Consider the following 19,279-nt stretch of genomic DNA (forward strand, 5'->3'; position numbering starts at 1 on the left):
TCCGCATCCGCGTTGCGCCAGCACGTTGCCGGAAGCTCCTCCCATGTTTAAACACAACTTGCGCATCCTGCTGGTGGAGGATCATCCATTTCAACTGATCGCCACGCAGATCCTGCTCAACAATCAGGGGTATTTCCTGCTGACCCCGGTCCTGACAGCCACCGAGGCACTGGACGCCATGACGCGCACTCCCAAACCCTACGACCTGCTGCTTTGCGACCAGGGTCTGCCGGACTTCCAGGGGTTCGACCTGATTGAACGGGCCCACAAACGAGGCTTCGTCCGCCGCGCGATACTCCTCAGCGGACTGGGCGACAGCCAGTTGCACACACTCGAACAGATGGCACATGAGCGCGGCCTTCCACTATTGGGCTGCCTGAGCAAACCCCTGCACGGCCCGGATCTGTGCCGCATGCTTGATGTCCCCATCCCCGACGCATGATCGAGCCAGGCGCCGAATGAGACAGCAGCGGAGAGATAACTAAATAGCGATGAAATCAACCAATGAATGATGTAGGTAAACAGCCTTTAGTTTGCAGGAAATTTCCTAACCGAAATAAACAACGCGCTTTTTTATAACTGAATTCTCACAATATGCCGTTGATAATTTAAACACTAACACCACGAAAAATGGGCGTTCTCGTACTCCGATACTTTAATTGTTGTAGGACATTTCCTATATATACCCTGCAGCGCAGTCTGTTCATGGGCCTGCTTGAACATCTGAGCTAAGGTGCGCGCTTTCTTCGCAGCTTGTATGGATTGAATCATGAACTCAGTATTTATCATCGACGATCACCCGGTTATTCGCCTCGCCGTTCGAATGCTCCTGGAAAACGAAAATTACCAAGTGGTGGGTGAAACCGATAACGGTGTGGATGCCATGCAGATGGTCCGCGAATGCATGCCGGATCTGATCATCCTCGACATCAGCATCCCCAAGCTCGACGGCCTGGAAGTGCTGGCCCGGTTCAATGCCATGGGTCTGCATTCGAAGATTCTGGTCCTGACTTCGCAGACCCCCAGCCTGTTCGCCATCCGGTGCATGCAATCGGGTGCCGCAGGCAATGTCTGCAAACAGGAAGACCTCAGTGAACTGCTCAGCTCGGTGAAAGCGGTTTTATCCGGCTACAATTACTTCCCGAGCCAGGCGCTGACCAAAGCGACTGGCGAAAATGGCCAGCCCAGCGAAATCGAACTGTTCAAGTTGGTCAATGATCGCGAATTGATGGTATTGCAGCTGTTCGCTCAGGGGCGCACAAATAAAGAAATCGCCAAGGGAATGTTTCTCAGCAATAAGACCGTAAGCACTTACAAAACACGCCTGATGCAAAAGCTCAGGGTTAAAACCTTGGTAGAACTTATCGAGATGGCAAAACGCAACGCGCTCGTGTGAGGGACCGGATGTCCACGCGCATTAAACATTATTTGATACTGGTCACCTGTGTCTGCGTTAGTTGGAGCGCCCAGGCGATTCCGGCTGACGGCGAATCCTATCGCCTGCTGAGTCGCTCCAGTCCCGGACACATGGACGTCAAGCTGGACAAGGCGCAGTGGCAGTGGGTACACGAAAAGCGCGAGTTGATCCTCGGCACTTCTGCCCCTGACTACCCGCCTTTCGATCTGACCCAGTCAGGTCGAGAGTACGAGGGCTTCACCGCCGACTACGCCGGCATCATCTCCGTAGCGCTGGACCTGCCCTTCAAGGTCCAGCGCTTTGATTCCAGAGCTTCGGCCATCACTGCCCTGAAGGAAGGCAGGATCGATCTGCTCGGCAGCGCAAACGGCTTCGAAGCAATCGACGGCAGTCTCAAGCTTTCGACACCTTATGCAGTGGATCAGCCGGTTCTGGTGACGCGCGTCGGCGAGACACGCGCACTGAACCAGGGCCTTGAGGGCATGCGCCTGAGCATGGTCTATCACTATCTGCCGGAACCCAGCGTCACGGCCCTCTACCCGGGGGCCACATTGACGACCTACCCGTCGTTTCAGAGCGCAATCAACGCCGTTGCGTTCAATCAGGCCGACGTCTTTCTCGGCGATACCATTTCCACCCAGTATCTGATCAACAAGGGCTATCTGAATAACGTGCAGATGGCCAATTTCGGCAAGCATGAAGCCAATGTTTCAGCTTTGCAGTACGCAACGACGGTACGCCGTTGTTGCACGTAATCAATCAGACCCTCAAGTCCATCAGTGTCGATGAGCGCATCGCCATTTCCCGGCGCTGGGGGGCAGACGATCTGATGTTGACCGATCAGAAACTGCAGTTGACCCAGCGTGAGGAGCGCTGGATCGCACAACACCCCACCGTGCGCCTTGTGATCAATGAATCCTACGCACCGCTGACGTTCTTCGATGCCAACGGCAACTTCCGAGGCATCACCGCTGACCTGCTGGAACTGGTGCGCCTGCGCACCGGGCTGCGCTTCGAAGTCAGCCGGTCGCAAAGCTTGTCGGACATGCTCAACCGGGTCAGCCAGGGTCAGGCCGACATGATCGGTGCGCTGATCCCCAGTGAAGAGCGCGAAGACCAGTTCAGCTTCAGTCGTCCTTACGTCGATAACTCATTTGTTCTGGTGACGCGCAAATGGCCAGACAATCCGCCCCGACTTGAGCAACTCAACGGCAAACGAGTGGCGATCAACGTGGGCAGCCCGCTTACGGCTTACCTGCGGGACAATTACCCGGAGATCGTGCCCATCGAAGTGGACAATCCTTTCCAGGCACTGGACATGCTTGCCCAGGGTCGAGTCGAAGGCGCGATCACCTCGTTGCTGATCGCCAATTATTTTCTTTCTTCCGGCGTATTCGAGGACCGCCTGCAAATGACGGCGACCGTCGGCAATGAGCCGGCGCTGATCTCAATGGCCACCTCGCGCAAGGCTACTGAACTGAGCGCCATTCTCGACAAGGCGCTGTCGAGCATCGCCCCGCAGGATCTGGCGGTGATCAACAACCGCTGGCGCTCATATACGCCGGCCGGAGGCAACTGGCACGACTATCAGCGCCAGATCTATCAGATCCTAATCGGGGCCGGACTGTTGTTGCTCGGCTCACTGGCCTGGAATGCCTACATGCGGCGCCAGATCAAACAGCGCGAACGGGCCGAGCGTGCGCTCAGCGATCAATTTGAGTTCATGAGCGCCCTGGTCAACGGCACTCCGAATCCCATCTATGTGCGCGACCGCGAAGGACTGCTGCGCATGTGCAACGACAGCTATCTGGAAGCGTTTTCGGCGCGGCGCGAGGACATCCTCAACAAAACCGTCACCGAGGGCATTCTCAGTGATGTCGACGAAGCCCACGAATATGCCGCCGACTACAAACGGGTGATGGCCAGCAGCACGCCACTGATCCTCGACCGCACGCTGCATATCGGCGACCGACACCTGACGATCTATCACTGGATCCTTCCGTTTCGTGATTCGCTGGGTGAAGTCCAGGGCGTCATCGGTGGCTGGATCGACATCAGCGAGCGCCGTCAGTTGATCGAGGAGCTTCGCACCGCCAAGGATCAGGCCGATGACGCCAACCGCGCCAAGAGCACCTTTCTGGCGACCATGAGCCATGAAATACGCACCCCAATGAACGCCGTGATCGGCATGCTCGAACTGGCCCTGCGTCGAGCCGACCAGGGTCAGCTGGATCGGCCGGCCATCGAGGTGGCCTACGGCTCGGCCAAGGATCTGCTGGAGCTTATCGGTGACATCCTGGATATCGCGCGCATCGAGTCCGGACGCCTGACCCTGAGTCCGGAGCGGGCAAATCTGCGTCAGCTGGTCGAATCGGTGTTTCGCGTCTTCGATGGCCTTGCCCGGCAAAAGAGCCTGGGCCTGTTGCTTGATCTGGACCCCGGCATCAACACCGATGTCCTGATCGATCCGCTGCGCTTCAAACAGATTCTGTCCAATCTCATCAGCAACGCGATCAAATTCACCGAGCAGGGTCAGGTGAAAATCAGCCTGCAGACCGATATCAGCCCGGACCCGCAACAACTGCGGCTGCATGTGCTGATCCAGGACAGCGGCATCGGCATCAGTGCAGAGGATCAGCAGCGGCTGTTCGAGCCTTTCGCCCAGGCGGAAAACACCGGTCAGCAGGCACGCACCGGCGCCGGACTGGGGCTGGTGATCTGCCGGCACCTGTGCGAAATGATGGGCGGCACCTTGACCCTCAACAGCGCGCCCGGCTGCGGCACGCAAATCCACATGACTTTTGATCTGACGACTCTGGAGCCGCTGGAAATCGCTGCGCCGGCAAAGGAAGCACCACCTCGGGAAACGACTGCGCTGGATATTCTCATCGTTGACGATCATCCAGCCAACTGCATGCTCCTGTGTCAGCAGCTCGAATTTCTCGGTCATCACTGCTCGACTGCCGAACACGGTGCCCAGGGCCTTGAGCTTTGGTTGCCCGGACAGTTCGATCTGGTGATCGCTGACTGCAACATGCCGGTGATGAATGGCTACGACCTGACTCGCGCCATCCGTAACCATGAACAGGATGAAGGGCGCCAGCGCTGCACGATATGGGGCTTTACCGCAAATGCTCAACCGGAAGAGAAGCAGCGCTGTCGGGATGCGGGCATGGACGACTGCCTGTTCAAGCCCATCAGCCTCAAGGCGCTCAACGAGCGACTGGACAAGCTCCAGCCTCGCGCGCGGCAGCGCCCCGAGATATCAGCTCCCGAAGTGTTCGATATGGGTAGCGTCAGCCTGTTGACCGGTGATCGTCCCGATAGCGTTCAGCGGCTATTGGCGCAACTGCTGCTCAGCTGCGAACAGGACCGCGAGGAACTCACCGGTCTGAAGGCAGCGGCGAATCAGGCCGATATTCGTCAGATGGCACACAAGATCAAGGGCGCGGCGCGGATCATCCGGGCTGCTCAGGTCATCGACAGATGTGAAGCGCTGGAAGATGCCTGTGGCGAAGTCGAACCCATAGAGGTTATTGAGGCGTGCCAGGCAGCCTTGGTCGCGGCGATGAGTGTTCTGGAGACAGCCTTGCGCAACGCGCTCCATCAGACAGAGGAGTCGGGCAACCGCAATGGGGGTAACGAGGGGATTTACAACTAGACGGGGATCTACAACCGGAAGGGAAACGCAGTAGAACAAGGAGGCAGGCGCGTGGCCTGCCTCCTCGAAACATCAGGCTACCGGGTTGATCGGCGTTTCCGGATGCCAAGCGTCGATCAGCGGGCTGACAGTGACGGCCGTCAATTCGCTGCGAGCTTTCAGCCATGCTTCAACAACAGCACGCTGCTCTTCGGTGACCGAGCCACGGTTGGCCAGGCAAACCAGACCGAAGTCATCACCGCCAACATAGTCCAGGCCATTAGCGTCCATGGCTTCAGTCAGGAAAGCGTCGAGGAATGCATCGATCGCCTCGTCGTCCAGATCTTCCTTGAAGTCCAGGTTCAGCTCAAAACCCAGCTCCTGGAATTCATCTACGCACAGTTTTTTGCGCAGACGGCGGGAACGGTTAGTGGCCATTGAACAATCCTCATAAGTAATATCGGGCGGCACTTTAGCAGTTTGAGCGGCCAATTGCCCGCCTAACGCGCCTCGACTGCATTATTGCCGATAAGCCGCCTTGGGACCTCGGTAAGCCGCTGATAAAAAATAGCGGCCGAGACGCTCGCGCCGGAGCACAAGTCACCGCTGGTTGGGGCATAATGCCGTCTATTCGATCGCCAGACGGACTTTTTCCGCCAACCGCCTGCGCCAGCTACTTGTTTTTTATTTTGTCGAGGGAATCCATCCATGCCCTCTTATTTCTCCCCCTCTTTGCAGTAGGGTCTTATTGAATGATCAAGTCTTTGCGTCCTCTGTTTTTTTTCGCCCTTTTGCTGCCACTGGAACTGCCTGCTCAGGCTGCGGTGATCAACACCACGCTGCCGCCCAAGGTTCAGCAAGCCCTGAAAGCCAGCAAGCTGGGCGACGATGCCTTGTCACTGGTGATGTTGCCGCTTAACGGCCCCGGCAATCCGACGGTTTTCAACGCCGACGTATCGGTCAACCCGGCGTCGACCATGAAGTTGATCACCACCTATGCCGCGCTGGAAATGCTCGGCCCGACCCATCAATGGAGGACCGAGTTCTTCACCGACGGCACCCTGACCAACGGTGTGCTGCACGGCAACCTTTACCTTAAGGGCGGCGGCGACCCCAAGCTCAACATGGAAAAGCTCTGGCTGCTGATGCGCGATCTGCGCGCCAATGGCGTCCAGCAGGTGACCGGTGATCTGGTTCTGGACCGCAGCCATTTCGTGCAGCCACAGCTGCCGGTGTTCGACGATGATGGCAACGACAAGAACAAGCCGTTCCTTGTCAAACCCGACTCGTTGATGATCAACCTCAAGGCCCTGCGCTTCATCACCCGCAACGACGGCGGCAAGATTCTCGTGTCGGTCGAACCGCCAATCGCCAGCATCCGCGTGGAAAATCAGGTCAAGGCCGTAGCCTCCAAGCAATGCGCCGGCGAAGTGCGTTACAGCCCGATCCCGCAGGCGGACGGAACGGTCGTGGTCACCGTCAGCGGGCAACTGGGCGATGGCTGCAACTCCCAGACCTATCTGTCACTGCTCGACCACCCGACCTACGCAGCAGGCGCTGTACGCGCGATCTGGCAGGAACTGGGCGGCAGCATCCTCGGCAAGGACCGCGTCGATGTGGTACCGGGCAGCGCAAAACTGCTGGCCAAGGCATTCTCGCCAGACCTCACGGAAATCATTCGCGACATCAATAAATTCAGTAACAACACCATGGCGCAGCAGTTGTTCCTGAGCCTGGGTTCAGAATATCGCAACGAAGCCGATGGCGATGACGCCAAGGCCGCGCAACGGGTGATCCGCCAGTGGCTGGCAAAAAAAGGCATCACCGCGCCACACCTGGTCATGGAAAACGGTTCGGGCCTGTCCCGTGCAGAACGCGTCAGCGCGCGTGAAATGGCGATCATTTTGCAAGCCGCATGGCGCAGCCCGTATGCCGCCGAGTTCATGAGTTCGATGCCGCTGGCCGGTATGGATGGCACCATGCGCAAGCGTCTCAAGCGTACGCCGCTGCTGGGCGAGGCGCATATCAAGACCGGTACGTTGAACACGGTTCGCGCCATTGCCGGCTTCAGCCGCGACAGCAACGGCAATACCTGGGCGGTGGTAGCCATCCTCAATGATCCGCGCCCATGGGGCGCATCGTCAGTGCTTGATGAAGTGCTGGTCGAGTTGTACCGCCAGCCGAAGCTGGCCAACACCACCGTTTCGATTCAGCAGCAGTAAGCAACAGGGGCTTGTCGCAAGACAGGCCCCTTTGCTGACGTCTTAAAGCAGGTCCGGCTCGACCCGATCCCGCCCCGCCTGCTTGGCTGCGTAGACCCGCGAATCCACGCGCAGCAACAACGCATCGTCGCCTTCCCCTTCGCGCCAGCCAGCAACGCCGAAACTCGCGGTAATGACACCAACACCATCGACCGGCTGACTGCGCAGCTCACGCCACAGATCGAGCGCCAGTTGGTAAGCCTGAACGGCATCGGTGCCAGGACAGAGCACCATGAACTCTTCCCCACCCAACCGGCAGAACACATCATTGCTACGCAGCCGCAGACTGATGCGCTGTGAAATGGCCTGCAACGCCCAATCGCCCATGGCATGCCCAAGCTGGTCATTGATCCTTTTGAAATGATCGACATCCAGCATGATCACCGACAGTTCTCCGCCATTACCCTGGACCCGGCCTAGCTCGACCGCGAAGCGTTCCTGGAAATAGCGACGGTTAAAGGCTCCGGTCAGCGAATCCGTTACCGCCAACCTGCGCAACTCTTCCTCGACCCGCTTGCGCTCGGTGATATCAATACAGACCGCCAGATAGCCGACCCACTGACCTTGCTCGTCCCGCACAGCCGTGACCAGCATATTGACTGACAATGTGCTGCTGTCGCGCCGCACGAAGGTCCATTCCCGAGACTGATGGATGCTCTCCTGGCTGGCTTCGACAAAGAGCGCTTCGCCCGCTGAAACCTGCGTGCCATACCCGACACTCAGGCGCTGGGCATGCGCTTCAAGCTCCGCCGTCACCTGTAAATCCCTCAGCGTGAAGCGCCCCACCACCTCGTCATGGGTGTAACCGAGCATTTTCTGAGCGCCGACATTAAAGGTACTGATCACACCATTCAGGTCGGTGGCAATGATTGCCACCTCGGTTGCGGCGTTGAGCACATTGCGCAGCTGGCCGTGGGTGCCGCGCAATTGCTGCTCGCGCTGGCGCAGCTCCGAGGTCCGCTGGTCCACCAGACGCAGCGCGCGTTGCCGCTGGCCGACGAGGCTGTAAAGCAACGCGCTGAGCATCACGCTCAGCAAACCGCCCAACAGGATCACGTTGACCCTCTGCGATGGATTACTGTTAAGGAAAATCGCGGTTGGACGGATCTCCAGCAGGTAGTTGCGATCGGCCAGAGTCAACAACGTGCTGACCCGCAAATCAGACTCGGCGGCCGCCGTGGGCGACTGATACAACGGCTCCGACGGGTCGGGCGCGGCCAGGTCGCGCAGGGTCACGGCGAGGTTTTCCTGGGTCGGCAAGCCGTCGGTCATCAGGGCGCTCAGGCTGATCACGGCCATGACAAAGCCGGTTACATCCTCTGCCCGGGCCGAAAATCTCGCGTCTCCCACCAGCACCGGAGACAGCAACAGAATCCCGGTGGCGTTGATGGGCTCCAGACCCACCAGGTGCAGGCGGGGAGTCGCGACCATGGTGCCCAGCTGACGTCCCCGCTCCAGCGCCTGGTGGCGCACCTGTTCGGAGGCAATGTCGAAACCCAGCGGCAATGGCAATGTGCTGCGTGACTGAGTGAAGAGTACCGGGAAATATTCCGCCCTTTGCGCAGCTTTCTGCAGCCCGCCCGCAGCGTCCAGCTCCCGCACGCTGAAACCGTTCAAGCCTTCGGTCACCGCCTGACGCTCGAAAGGCTCGCGCTCGGACTCGACGACCCTCGGCGCCCACGAGTAGGCCTGGGTGCCGGTCAGCAATGGCGCAGCAAAACCGTTAAATTCGGCACGGCTGATCTGATCGGAAAAGACAAAGAAACGCCGCAGGCTGTCCAGGCGATAAGCCTGGCCGTCCAGGCGTTCCTGAATGCGACTGAAATGCTCATTGGCCAACAGGCCGAAGCGCTGGATCAGCTGGCGCTTGTAGAGTTCATAATTGGCGAGGGCGAGGATGATCGTCAACACCGCCCCCAAAACCAGGGCCGTTAGTGCAACGACCCAAGGTGAGGCCTGCTCGCTGATAAAGCCAAGAATCTTCCGGCGTACAGGATTGGACGGCATACGCAAAACTCGCGGCGCCAGCACAGTGAGGGATCATGCTGATCGTGGTTCTGTTATAGCTATTCGCCACTAATTTGCCTAGTCTGAAATCGCATTGCGTACGATGGATGGGTACGCAATGCACATTGCTCGCGCTTAGCGAGCCATGATTTTCCAGGCGCGGTGGATCTTGCTGTTGCGAGCGAAGTCCGGGTCCACGGTCTGGGCGGTGATTTCTTCCACGGCATAACGCTCGCCGAGGTTTTCATCGAGCACGAACTTGCGGAAGTTGTTGGAGAAATACAGCACGCCGCCGGGTGCAAGACGCGCCATAGCCAGATCGAGCAACTGCACCTGATCACGTTGCACGTCGAAGATCCCTTCCATGCGCTTGGAGTTGGAGAACGTCGGCGGATCAATGAAGATCAGGTCGTATTCCTCACGGCACGCTTCCAGCCACGCCATCACATCACCCTGTTCCAGACGGTTCTTGTCAGAGAAGCCATTCAGCGACAGATTGCGACGCGCCCAGTCCAGATACGTCTTGGACAGGTCAACGCTGGTGGTGCTGCGCGCGCCGCCCTTGGCCGCATGCACGCTGGCCGTTGCGGTGTAGGCATACAGATTGAGGAAACGCTTGCCCGCCGCTTCACGCTGGATACGCATACGCATCGGGCGGTGGTCGAGGAACAGGCCGGTGTCCAGGTAATCCGTGAGGTTCACCAGCAACTTGACGCCACCTTCGCTGACTTCCCGGAACTGGCCCTGGGCACTTTGCCGCTCGTACTGCTTGGTGCCGCTCTGGCGTTCGCGACGCTTGATCACCACGCGGCTCTTGTCGATATTCAGCGCCTGGGGAATGGCCGCCAGCGCATCGAACAGGCGCGCCGAGGCTTTCTCCGGGTCGATGGACTTGGGCGCGGCGTATTCCTGCACGTGAACCCAGTCGTGGTACAGGTCGATGGCCAGCGAGTATTCCGGCATGTCGGCATCGTAGACGCGATAGCAATCGATCCCTTCGCGACGAACCCATTTGCCCAACAGCTTGAGGTTCTTCTGCAAGCGGTTGGCGAACATCTGCCCGCCTTCGCTCAAGCGCGGCTGCTCGACCACCACTGGAACCGGTTTGATCGGGTTGCCGTTCTTGTTGTACTTCTCGTATTTGCCCGGCGCTTCCAGCGCGCTGGTGTCCTCGGGCTCGACCTGTTCACGCTCGATCTGGCGCTGTTCGGCCGTGCGCCGCTCGCCGGTGACAAACTGGTCAGGAAGCACTTTGATCAACAGCAGCTTGCACGGCAAGGCGCCGTTCCAGAAGGCGTATTGCTTGTGGCTGCGAATGCCCATGCGTTTGCCCAGATCCGGAGCGCCGGTAAATACCGCGGCCTCCCAGTTCAGGCAAGCCTGACGCAGACGTTCACCGAGGTTCTGGTAAAGATAAAGCAGGCTTGCCTCATCACCCAGACGCTCGCCGTATGGAGGGTTGCAGATCACCAGGCCTTTCTGGTTCTGGTCCGGGCGCGGCTCGAAGGTGGCGACTTCGCCCTGATAGACCTTGATCCAGTCACTCAGGCCAGCGCGTTCGATGTTGTTACGCCCCGGCTGGATCAGGCGCGGGTCAGCTTCATAGCCGCGAATCCACAGCGGCGGCTTGGCCAGACCGGCCTGTGCCCGAGCCACTGCATCATCATGCAACTTGGTCCACAGCGCCGGGACGTGCCCCAGCCATGCCGAAAAACCCCAACGCTCGCGCTTGAGGTTGGGCGCAATGTCGGCAGCCATCATGGCCGCTTCCACCAGGAAGGTGCCCACGCCGCACATTGGGTCAGCCAGCGCGCCACCTTCAGCGGCAATGCGCGGCCAGCCGGCACGGATCAGGATTGCTGCTGCAAGGTTTTCCTTGAGGGGGGCGGCGCCTTGCTGCAAGCGATAGCCACGCTGGTGCAGGCTGTGACCAGACAAGTCCAGGGACAGGATGGCTTCGCCGCGATCCAGGCGCAAATGCACGCGCAGATCGGGATTGAGCTTGTCGACCGAAGGCCGCAGGCCATCCGGCGTACGCAATTTGTCGACGATGGCGTCCTTGACCTTCAGGGCGCCAAAGTGGGTGTTATCAATGCCCGAACCGTTACCGCTGAACTCCACCGCCAGCGAACCATCGGCTTCAAGGTGGTCCTGCCAGTCGATATCCAGCACGCCGTGATACAGGTCTTCGGCGTCTTTCATCGGGAAGCGCTTGAGCACCAGCAGCACACGGTTGGCCAGGCGCGACCACAGGCATAACCGGTAGGCGGTTTCCATGGTAGCGACGCCACGGATGGCCGAGGTGTGTTCCCGGGTCTCCTCAAGGCCAAGCGCAGTGGCTTCCTCAGACAGCAGGCCTTCGAGGCCTTTTGGGCACGTGAGGAAAAGTTCGTAACGTTCGGACATGAATATTCCAGGGCCGTAGCCATAAGCGGCGGGCAACGCATTGCCCTACCAGATTTAAAACAAGCGTCTTTCTTGGAGAACGCCTGCGTGGCACACACATTGTGCCGGTCCACCGCATGAGGTTATGACGTCAGTGCGGCAGTTTTACCTTGAATTCAGTTTGTCTGCCTTCAGCCCGCAATGGCCAAAAGACACTGGGCTCAAATGCACCCATTCAGCATGACAGCTGCCGTAATAAAAAGTCACATCGTGACCCTTCGTCGAAAAGCCTTTGAATGCATTCAGCCATCACCCGCACTTGAGAACCTGTCTCAGCTTGCGCCGAAACCCTCGACATTGCGGGCTTGTAGAAAATATCAAGTTTGAAACACCTGAGGGCTTATGTCTCTGAGGTCACAAATGTTACGTGCTTATGACAAAACGATCATTCACAGCGCCCAATCCATTGGTTAGAACTCATCTCAGGTTGTTACTGCAATGGTAACGACACCAAGCCCGCGACGCCGGCAGCGGGCACCAACGGCAGAAATTTTCTGCCCGACCTCAGCACGAGGTCCCAGGGACATTACAGTCAACAAACGAGGGCAACACCCTATGAGAAGACTTAAGCGTGATCCGTTGGAAAGAGCATTTTTACGCGGATACCAATATGGCGTTCATGGAAAATCCCGTGAGCTTTGCCCTTTTACTCTACCGTCAGTACGCCAAGCGTGGATAAATGGTTGGCGAGAAGGACGCGGCGACAACTGGGACGGTATGACCGGCACTGCGGGAATCCACAGACTCAACGAACTTCACGCGGTCGGGTAATCAGGTAACTTCCGACCAGTCCAGCAAATCTCTGAAAAAATGACCTAACCAGGCGCGTCCCATCCGGGCGCGGGGCGAAAGCCCAGGGGCTCCTCAGGAGCCCCTTTTTTTATGCCTGACGTTTGGGCATTGCCGCGATGGCGTCCACCGATTGGCGAATCAGCGCCGGGCCTTTATAGATAAAGCCGGAGTAGATCTGCACCAGACTGGCACCGGCGGCGATTTTCTCAGCCGCGTGCCTGCCTTCGGTGATGCCGCCCGCAGCGATGATCGGCAGACGCCCGGCCAGTTCGCCAGCGAGGATCTTCACCGTATGCGTGCTCTTCTCGCGTACCGGCGCACCTGACAACCCGCCCGCTTCGTCGCCATGAGGCAAGCCTTCAACGCCCTGGCGGCTGAGTGTGGTGTTGGTGGCGATGACGGCGTCCATGCCGGATTCGATCAGCGCGGCGGCAACCAGCACGGTTTCTTCATCGGTCATGTCCGGAGCGATCTTGATCGCCAACGGCACGCGCTTGCCATGCAACTGGGTCAGCGCCTGCTGACGGATGCTCAAGGCTTCCAGCAGTTGCTTGAGCGAATCGCCGAACTGCAGGCTGCGCAGCCCCGGCGTGTTGGGCGAGCTGACATTGACCGTGACGTAACTGGCGTGGGCATAGACCTTGTCCAGGCAAATCAGATAGTCATCCACGGCGCGCTCGACCGGCGTATCGAAATTCTTGCCGATATTGATGCCCAGGATACCGGTGTATTTCGCCGCCTGAACCCGGCTGATCAGATGATCGACGCCCAGATTGTTGAAGCCCATGCGATTGATGATCGCCTCGGCGTGCGGCAGGCGGAAAATCCGTGGTTTCGGATTGCCCGGCTGCGGACGCGGCGTGACTGTGCCGATCTCGACAAAGCCGAAACCCAGCTGGGCGAAACCGTCGATGGCCGCGCCGTTCTTGTCCAGCCCTGCCGCCAGCCCGACCGGATTGGGAAATTCCAGGCCCATGACAGTCACCGGCAGGCGCGCAGGCGTCTTGCTCAGCAAGCGGTTGAGCCCCAGGCGTCCGCCAGCACCAATCAGGTCCAGCGACAGGTCATGGGAGGCTTCCGGGGAAAGTTTGAACAGTAACTGGCGGGCCAGGTTATACATGGGCGGGCGCGACTCGTCGAAGCTGAATTCAGGGCGGCGATTATAGACGTCTGGGCGCGCGCGCGCGAGGCATGCGATCAGCTTTTAACAGCATGACGTCGCAGCGCTCGCCCGGGCTGGCATATCGCTTGCTTGGAACAGTCATCAGCACGCGTTCCAACGGTGGAGCGCGGCACAGACAATGGCGTCGTTTTCGTCCTTGCTTTATGCAACGGCTTGAACGACGCTTTTTTTATGGAAGATCCCGTCATCGGGCCAGGCACAAACGCTCCCGAGACAGGCTTTTCCGGAAAGGAAGACACGCTTATGAATACCTCCACGAACGACCCGCTCGCCTGGGTGAATGGCAGCGATGCGCCAGAGATGAACAGCCTTGACCTGGGCTTCATGGCGTTGTCCGACAGTGCATCGTTGGTGGTGGCCGCCACTCAGGGGTTCGCCCAGCCTTATGGCCTGACCCTCAATCTCAAACGCCAGGCTTCCTGGGCCAGCCTGCGTGACAAACTGGTCAGCGGCGAACTGCATGCGGCCCACAGTCTTTACGGCCTGATCTATGCCGTGCAACTGGGTATCGGCGGCGGTGCCGCGACGGACATGGCGGTGTTGATGGGCCTGAACCAGAACGGCCAGAGCATCAACCTGTCGCGCCCGCTGCAAGATGCCGGCGTGATCACTCCTGAGGCACTGGACCGGCGCGCGCACCAAAGCGGCCCAAAGCTGACCTTCGCCCAAACCTTCCCCACTGGCAATCATGCGATGTGGTTGTATTACTGGCTGGCCAGCCAAGGCATTCATCCGCTTCACGACGTGACCAGCGTGGTCGTGCCACCGCCGCAAATGGTTGCGCACCTGCAGGCCGGGCGGATCGACGGCTTCTGCGTCGGCGAACCCTGGGGGGCCAGTGCCGTGCAGCAGCAGCTGGGTTTCACCTTCGCCACCAGCCAGGCGATCTGGCCGGACCACCCGGAAAAAGTCCTGGGTTGCACCCGCGAGTTTGTCGAACAGAACCCCAACACCGCGCGCGCGCTGGTCAAGGCGGTTCTGGAGGCCAGCCGTTTCATCGAAGAAAATCAGGAAAACCGCCGCAGCACCGCGCAGCTGCTCAGTGGCAAAGACTACCTGGATGCTCCCGCCAGCTGCATCGAGCCGCGTTTGCTCGGGGAATACAGCGATGGGCTGGGCAACCAATGGCAAGATAACCATGCCCTGCGCTTTCATGGCGGCGGCGAAGTGAACCTGCCTTATCTATCCGATGGCATATGGTTCATGACCCAATTCCGCCGCTGGGGCCTGCTGCGCGAAGACCCGGACTATCTGTCGGTCGCCACCAGCGTTCACCAACTGGAGTTGTATCGCCAGGCGGCGGGTGAAGTGGGCGTTGAAGTCGCCGCTTCGACCATGCGCAGCAGCCAGTTGATCGACGGCAAGGTCTGGGACGGCAGCGATCCGGCGGGCTACGCGCGCAGCTTCAAGCTGCATGCGCTGGCCGATACCGCCCCCGCCGTTGTCAGTCGCTGAGGGCCGCAATCATGCTACGTATCCTGTTGATCAACGACACGCCAAAAAAAGTCGGACGCCTCAAAGCAGCGCTCTCCGAAGCGGGATTTGAAGTCATCGACGAGTCCGGACTGATCATCGACTTGCCCGCGCGGGTTGAAGCGGTACGCCCGGACGTAATCCTCATTGACACCGAATCCCCGGGCCGCGACGTCATGGAGCAGGTGGTGCTGGTCAGTCGTGACCAGCCGCGCCCTATCGTGATGTTCACCGACGAGCACGACCCGGACGTGATGCGCCAGGCGATCAAGTCCGGGGTCAGCGCTTACATCGTCGAAGGCATTCTTGCCCAGCGCCTGCAGCCTATCCTCGATGTCGCCATGGCACGATTTGAGAGCGATCAAGCCTTGCGTGCCCAACTTCAGGCACGCGATCAGCAGTTGGCCGAACGCAAACGCATCGAACTGGCCAAGGGCCTGCTGATGAAAATGAAGGATTGCAAGGAGGAAGAGGCCTACACCCTGATGCGCCGCCAGGCCATGAGCAGGCAGCAGAAACTGATCCAGGTGGCCGAACAGATCATCGCCATGAGCGAGCTGCTGGGGTGATTTCCTGCCTCACCTTATTCCCCATAACTAACTGACTTAGATGGATTTTCTGTAGGAGACAACTGGTTGGCGAGACAATGGCCCTGTGTTGGCAGAGCTATCGCCTCGCTAACAAGTTCGCTCCTACGGAGCGCGCCTGAATGCGCCAGATTGTTGTGTCAGTTAACACCCGATTCTGACGATGGCCCAGCTTTTGCTTAGCTAATCACACAGGTAGCCAACGGCGGTTGCCCCACTTACGACAAAGACGTCGCACACCTCTTTCGCCAACGCGAATCGGGTTGCGGCGTTTTTTGCGTTTTGGCCCCAGTGATTGGGGCCGGTGGAGCCACCGAGGTTATGGATGCTCCACCTGCAGGTCTTCGCCCGCTGCGGTTCACGAACCGACAGACTTCCTTTATGCAGATGAGGTGTTCAATGAATACAAGTTTCTGGAAAGCCGGCCACAAACCGACTCTGTTCGCTGCCTTTCTGTATTTCGACCTGAGCTTCATGGTCTGGTACCTGCTTGGCCCCTTGGCCGTACAGATCGCCGCCGACTTGCACCTGACCACACAGCAACGCGGCCTGATGGTGGCAACGCCGATTCTGGCTGGCGCAGTGCTGCGCTTCGTGATGGGTTTGCTGGCTGATCAACTGTCGCCGAAAACCGCTGGCATCATCGGCCAGGTCATCGTCATTTGCGCCCTGTTCGGTGCCTGGAAACTGGGCATTCACAGTTATGAACAGGCGCTGATTCTAGGTCTGTTCCTCGGTATGGCGGGCGCTTCGTTCGCTGTCGCCCTGCCGCTGGCCTCGCAATGGTACCCGGCCGAGCATCAGGGCAAGGCCATGGGCATCGCCGGTGCGGGCAATTCCGGTACGGTTCTGGCCGCGTTGATTGCACCCGTGCTGGCCATGGCATTCGGCTGGAGTAACGTGTTCGGTTTTGCCGTCATCCCATTGGTGTTGACGCTGATTGCCTTTTGCCTGATGGCACGCAATGCACCAGAACGCTCCAAACCCAAGTCCATGGCGGACTATCTCAAGGCATTGGGTGATCGTGACAGCTGGTGGTTCATGTTCTTCTACAGCGTCACCTTCGGCGGTTTCATCGGTCTGGCCAGCGCCCTGCCCGGCTATTTCAACGATCAATACGGCCTGAGCCCGGTCACCGCCGGTTACTACACCGCAGCCTGCGTCTTCGGTGGCAGTCTGATGCGTCCATTGGGTGGCGCGCTTGCTGATCGGTTCGGCGGGATTCGCACCTTGTCCGGCATGTACGCCGTAGCCGCCATCTGCATCGCTGCCGTAGGCTTCAACCTGCCCAGCTCGTGGGCGGCACTGGCGCTGTTTGTCGCAGCCATGCTCGGTCTGGGCGCGGGTAACGGCGCAGTATTCCAGCTGGTCCCACAGCGTTTCCGCAAGGAAATCGGCGTCATGACCGGCCTGATAGGCATGGCCGGCGGCATTGGTGGCTTCCTGCTGGCAGCCGGTCTGGGTGCAATCAAGCAAAACACCGGCGACTACCAGCTCGGCCTGTGGTTGTTCGCCCTCCTTGGCGTCCTGGCCTGGTTCGGCCTGCTCAACGTCAAGCGCCGCTGGAGAACCACTTGGGGTTCGGCAGCAGTTACCGCCGCCCGCGTCTGAGGTAGGCAATGAGCCTGCAACTGAGTTTCGCCCAGTGCAGCGCCAGCGGTCCGCGACCGGAAAACCAGGACGCCCTGCGCCTGGTGACGCCGGTCCCGGCGCTCGCCGCCAGCAAGGGTTATCTGTTCGCGGTTGCCGATGGTGTCAGCCAGTGCGTCGATGGCGCACTGGCGGCGCAATCCACCTTGCAGGCCCTGGCGCTGGACTATTACTCCACGCCGGAAACCTGGGGCATCGCCCAGTCGCTGGATCGCCTGCTGCTGGCGCAGAATCGCTGGTTGTTGGCCAATGGCTTACTGACCACGCTGAGCGCACTGGTGCTGCGCGGCCGGCGATTCACCCTGGCCCATGTCGGCGATTGTCGGGCCTATCGCTGGCACCGAGGTGAATTGCAGCGCATCAGCGACGACCACGTCTGGGAACAACCAGACATGCAGCATGTGCTCAAGCGCGCACTCGGGCTGGATCAGTACGTGGTCATGGATTACCTGGACGGCGAACTGCGCGAAGGTGAGCGGTTGCTGCTGGTCAGTGACGGAGTCTGGGCTACGCTGGGGGATGCCAGCATCCGCTCGATTCTCACCGAACAGGACGATCTCGACACCGCGGTGCAGACCCTGGTCAATGCCGCGCATCTGGCAGGCAGTCAGGATAATGCCAGCGCCCTGCTGATCCACATCGATAAGCTGGGCCAGGACGATCTCGGCGATACGCTGGTCCAGCTTCAGCAATGGCCGTTGCCGCCAGCGCTGAAAGCCGGTCAGCGCTTCGAGGGTTTCGAAGTGGTCAGCCTGCTGGCGGAATCGCGGCAGTCATTGCTTTATCGGGTCTGCGACCCGCTCGGCCAGCGGTGGCTCCTGAAAACCCTGCCAGCCAATCGGCATGACGAAACCAACGCAGGGCAAAGCCTGTTGCTGGAAGAGTGGTTTCTGCGTCGGGTAGCCGGGCGTTACTTTCCCGAACTGCATCCTGCCCCGGATCGTCAGCATCTGTACTACCTGATGCGCGAACACGGTGGCCGCACGCTGGCCGAGCTGTTTGCGCTCAGCGGTCCTGTTTCCGTTGCGCATTGGCAGGATCTGGCGACACGCCTGCTGCGCGCCGTGGGTTTGCTGCATCGGCGCAATATCATTCATCGCGACATCAAGCCGGAAAACCTGCTGCTTGATGACGACGGCGAATTGCGCCTGCTGGATTTCGGGCTGGCGTATTGCCCCGGTCTGTCGGCACCGGCTGACGAACTGCCCGGCACCCCGAGTTTTATTGCGCCAGAGGCTTTCAATGGTGCAGAACCCGGCCCTCAGCAGGACTTGTACGCCGTCGGCGTCACGCTCTATTACCTCCTGACCGGCCATTATCCGTACGGCGAAATAGAGGCGTTTCAACATCGGCGGTTCGGCACCCCGGTTCCCGCCAGCCGCTATCGGCCGGATGTACCGGACTGGCTGGATCACAGCCTGCAACAGGCACTGCACGCCGAGCCGGATTCACGCTATGAAACGGCGGAACAGTGGCTGCTGCAACTGGAACAGGCCGAACACCGGCCGGTGGTCCAGCATCGGCCACTGCTGGAACGCGAGCCGCTCAAGGTATGGCGCAGCCTGGCGCTGGTGTCGTTGCTGGTGAACCTGATCCTGATCATCTGGCTGTTGCGCCACTGAGCATTGCGCCCCGCTTCGGTGCAAAGCGCACCAAAGCGGGAACCTCCGCCATCCCGTTGGAGCGAGACTTGCCCGCGAAGGCGTCCATTCAGGCGACGATAGTGGCAACAGAGACACCGATTCGCGGTCAAGCCTCGCTCCAACGGAGTCTGAATCCACTCTGGCACAACCCATGCATATCCCATCTCAAGCAACTCACATT

Annotated in this window: 12 protein-coding genes and 1 pseudogene; 9 read left to right on the forward strand and 4 right to left on the reverse strand. The window is 59.4% G+C overall.

Annotated features, from left to right (window positions below; genetic code table 11):
* Positions 1-43: 43 nt before the first annotated feature.
* The 3 genes and pseudogenes from AABC73_RS18305 to AABC73_RS18315 all read left to right on the forward strand — a co-directional run bounded on the left by AABC73_RS18305 (position 44) and on the right by AABC73_RS18315 (position 5,078).
* Complete coding sequence (locus AABC73_RS18305; protein WP_341520389.1) at positions 44-442, forward strand: response regulator; 399 nt, start codon at positions 44-46, stop codon at positions 440-442.
* 327 nt (positions 443-769) lie between these two features.
* On the forward strand, positions 770-1,396 hold the full coding sequence (locus tag AABC73_RS18310) for a response regulator transcription factor (protein WP_341520390.1): 627 nt from the start codon (positions 770-772) through the stop codon (positions 1,394-1,396).
* A gap of 8 nt (positions 1,397-1,404) precedes the next feature.
* Positions 1,405-5,078: pseudogene (locus AABC73_RS18315) on the forward strand (transporter substrate-binding domain-containing protein).
* A 72-nt stretch (positions 5,079-5,150) separates the two neighbouring features.
* Here AABC73_RS18315 and AABC73_RS18320 read toward each other — a convergent pair.
* Complete coding sequence (locus AABC73_RS18320; RefSeq protein WP_341520391.1) at positions 5,151-5,495, reverse strand: YggL family protein; 345 nt, start codon at positions 5,493-5,495, stop codon at positions 5,151-5,153.
* A 314-nt stretch (positions 5,496-5,809) separates the two neighbouring features.
* On the opposite strand from AABC73_RS18320, the gene dacB reads away from it, so the two are divergent.
* Complete coding sequence (dacB, locus tag AABC73_RS18325) at positions 5,810-7,279, forward strand: D-alanyl-D-alanine carboxypeptidase/D-alanyl-D-alanine-endopeptidase (protein WP_341520392.1); 1,470 nt, start codon at positions 5,810-5,812, stop codon at positions 7,277-7,279.
* A 42-nt stretch (positions 7,280-7,321) separates the two neighbouring features.
* On the opposite strand, the gene AABC73_RS18330 is transcribed toward dacB, so the two are convergent.
* Together AABC73_RS18330 and rlmKL are read right to left on the reverse strand one after the other, a co-directional pair.
* Positions 7,322-9,325, reverse strand: a complete 2,004-nt coding sequence (locus tag AABC73_RS18330) for a diguanylate cyclase (RefSeq protein WP_341520393.1) — start codon at positions 9,323-9,325, stop codon at positions 7,322-7,324.
* 135 nt (positions 9,326-9,460) lie between these two features.
* Positions 9,461-11,731 (reverse strand): bifunctional 23S rRNA (guanine(2069)-N(7))-methyltransferase RlmK/23S rRNA (guanine(2445)-N(2))-methyltransferase RlmL, encoded by a 2,271-nt coding sequence (gene rlmKL, locus AABC73_RS18335; RefSeq protein ID WP_341520394.1) that lies wholly within the window; start codon positions 11,729-11,731, stop codon positions 9,461-9,463.
* A gap of 594 nt (positions 11,732-12,325) precedes the next feature.
* On the opposite strand from rlmKL, the gene AABC73_RS18340 reads away from it, so the two are divergent.
* The gene (locus AABC73_RS18340; RefSeq protein WP_002553055.1) at positions 12,326-12,541 is read left to right on the forward strand and encodes a ribosome modulation factor; all 216 of its coding nucleotides are present in this window, start codon (positions 12,326-12,328) and stop codon (positions 12,539-12,541) included.
* A gap of 109 nt (positions 12,542-12,650) precedes the next feature.
* On the opposite strand, the gene AABC73_RS18345 is transcribed toward AABC73_RS18340, so the two are convergent.
* Positions 12,651-13,682 carry a quinone-dependent dihydroorotate dehydrogenase gene (locus AABC73_RS18345; RefSeq protein ID WP_341520395.1) on the reverse strand — a complete coding sequence of 344 codons (1,032 nt, stop codon included), beginning with the start codon at positions 13,680-13,682 and terminating at the stop codon, positions 12,651-12,653.
* Between the two features lie 306 nt (positions 13,683-13,988).
* On the opposite strand from AABC73_RS18345, the gene AABC73_RS18350 reads away from it, so the two are divergent.
* The 4 genes from AABC73_RS18350 to AABC73_RS18365 all read left to right on the forward strand — a co-directional run bounded on the left by AABC73_RS18350 (position 13,989) and on the right by AABC73_RS18365 (position 19,077).
* Entirely contained in the window at positions 13,989-15,200 is a 1,212-nt protein-coding gene (locus tag AABC73_RS18350; protein ID WP_341520396.1) for a CmpA/NrtA family ABC transporter substrate-binding protein, read from the forward strand.
* A gap of 11 nt (positions 15,201-15,211) precedes the next feature.
* The gene (locus tag AABC73_RS18355; RefSeq protein WP_020290156.1) at positions 15,212-15,787 is read left to right on the forward strand and encodes an ANTAR domain-containing protein; all 576 of its coding nucleotides are present in this window, start codon (positions 15,212-15,214) and stop codon (positions 15,785-15,787) included.
* A 417-nt stretch (positions 15,788-16,204) separates the two neighbouring features.
* Positions 16,205-17,416: a nitrate/nitrite transporter gene (locus tag AABC73_RS18360; RefSeq protein ID WP_341520397.1), complete on the forward strand. Its 1,212-nt coding sequence runs from the start codon at positions 16,205-16,207 to the stop codon at positions 17,414-17,416.
* 8 nt (positions 17,417-17,424) lie between these two features.
* Positions 17,425-19,077 carry a bifunctional protein-serine/threonine kinase/phosphatase gene (locus AABC73_RS18365; protein WP_341520398.1) on the forward strand — a complete coding sequence of 551 codons (1,653 nt, stop codon included), beginning with the start codon at positions 17,425-17,427 and terminating at the stop codon, positions 19,075-19,077.
* The last annotated feature ends 202 nt before the right edge of the window (positions 19,078-19,279 follow it).

It is taken from the genome of Pseudomonas sp. G.S.17 (assembly GCF_038096165.1).
Classification (GTDB): Bacteria; Pseudomonadota; Gammaproteobacteria; order Pseudomonadales; family Pseudomonadaceae; genus Aquipseudomonas.

Bases quoted from the DNA above. Each gene is read 5' to 3' on its own strand.
- AABC73_RS18345 (WP_341520395.1), bottom strand. From the start codon at position 13,682: ATGTATAACCTGGCCCGCCAGTTACTGTTCAAACTTTCCCCGGAAGCC.
- AABC73_RS18305 (WP_341520389.1), top strand. From the start codon at position 44: ATGTTTAAACACAACTTGCGCATCCTGCTGGTGGAGGATCATCCATTT.
- rlmKL (WP_341520394.1), bottom strand. From the start codon at position 11,731: ATGTCCGAACGTTACGAACTTTTCCTCACGTGCCCAAAAGGCCTCGAA.
- AABC73_RS18330 (WP_341520393.1), bottom strand. From the start codon at position 9,325: ATGCCGTCCAATCCTGTACGCCGGAAGATTCTTGGCTTTATCAGCGAG.
- dacB (WP_341520392.1), top strand. From the start codon at position 5,810: ATGATCAAGTCTTTGCGTCCTCTGTTTTTTTTCGCCCTTTTGCTGCCA.
- AABC73_RS18340 (WP_002553055.1), top strand. From the start codon at position 12,326: ATGAGAAGACTTAAGCGTGATCCGTTGGAAAGAGCATTTTTACGCGGA.
- AABC73_RS18310 (WP_341520390.1), top strand. From the start codon at position 770: ATGAACTCAGTATTTATCATCGACGATCACCCGGTTATTCGCCTCGCC.
- AABC73_RS18350 (WP_341520396.1), top strand. From the start codon at position 13,989: ATGAATACCTCCACGAACGACCCGCTCGCCTGGGTGAATGGCAGCGAT.
- AABC73_RS18360 (WP_341520397.1), top strand. From the start codon at position 16,205: ATGAATACAAGTTTCTGGAAAGCCGGCCACAAACCGACTCTGTTCGCT.
- AABC73_RS18355 (WP_020290156.1), top strand. From the start codon at position 15,212: ATGCTACGTATCCTGTTGATCAACGACACGCCAAAAAAAGTCGGACGC.
- AABC73_RS18365 (WP_341520398.1), top strand. From the start codon at position 17,425: ATGAGCCTGCAACTGAGTTTCGCCCAGTGCAGCGCCAGCGGTCCGCGA.
- AABC73_RS18320 (WP_341520391.1), bottom strand. From the start codon at position 5,495: ATGGCCACTAACCGTTCCCGCCGTCTGCGCAAAAAACTGTGCGTAGAT.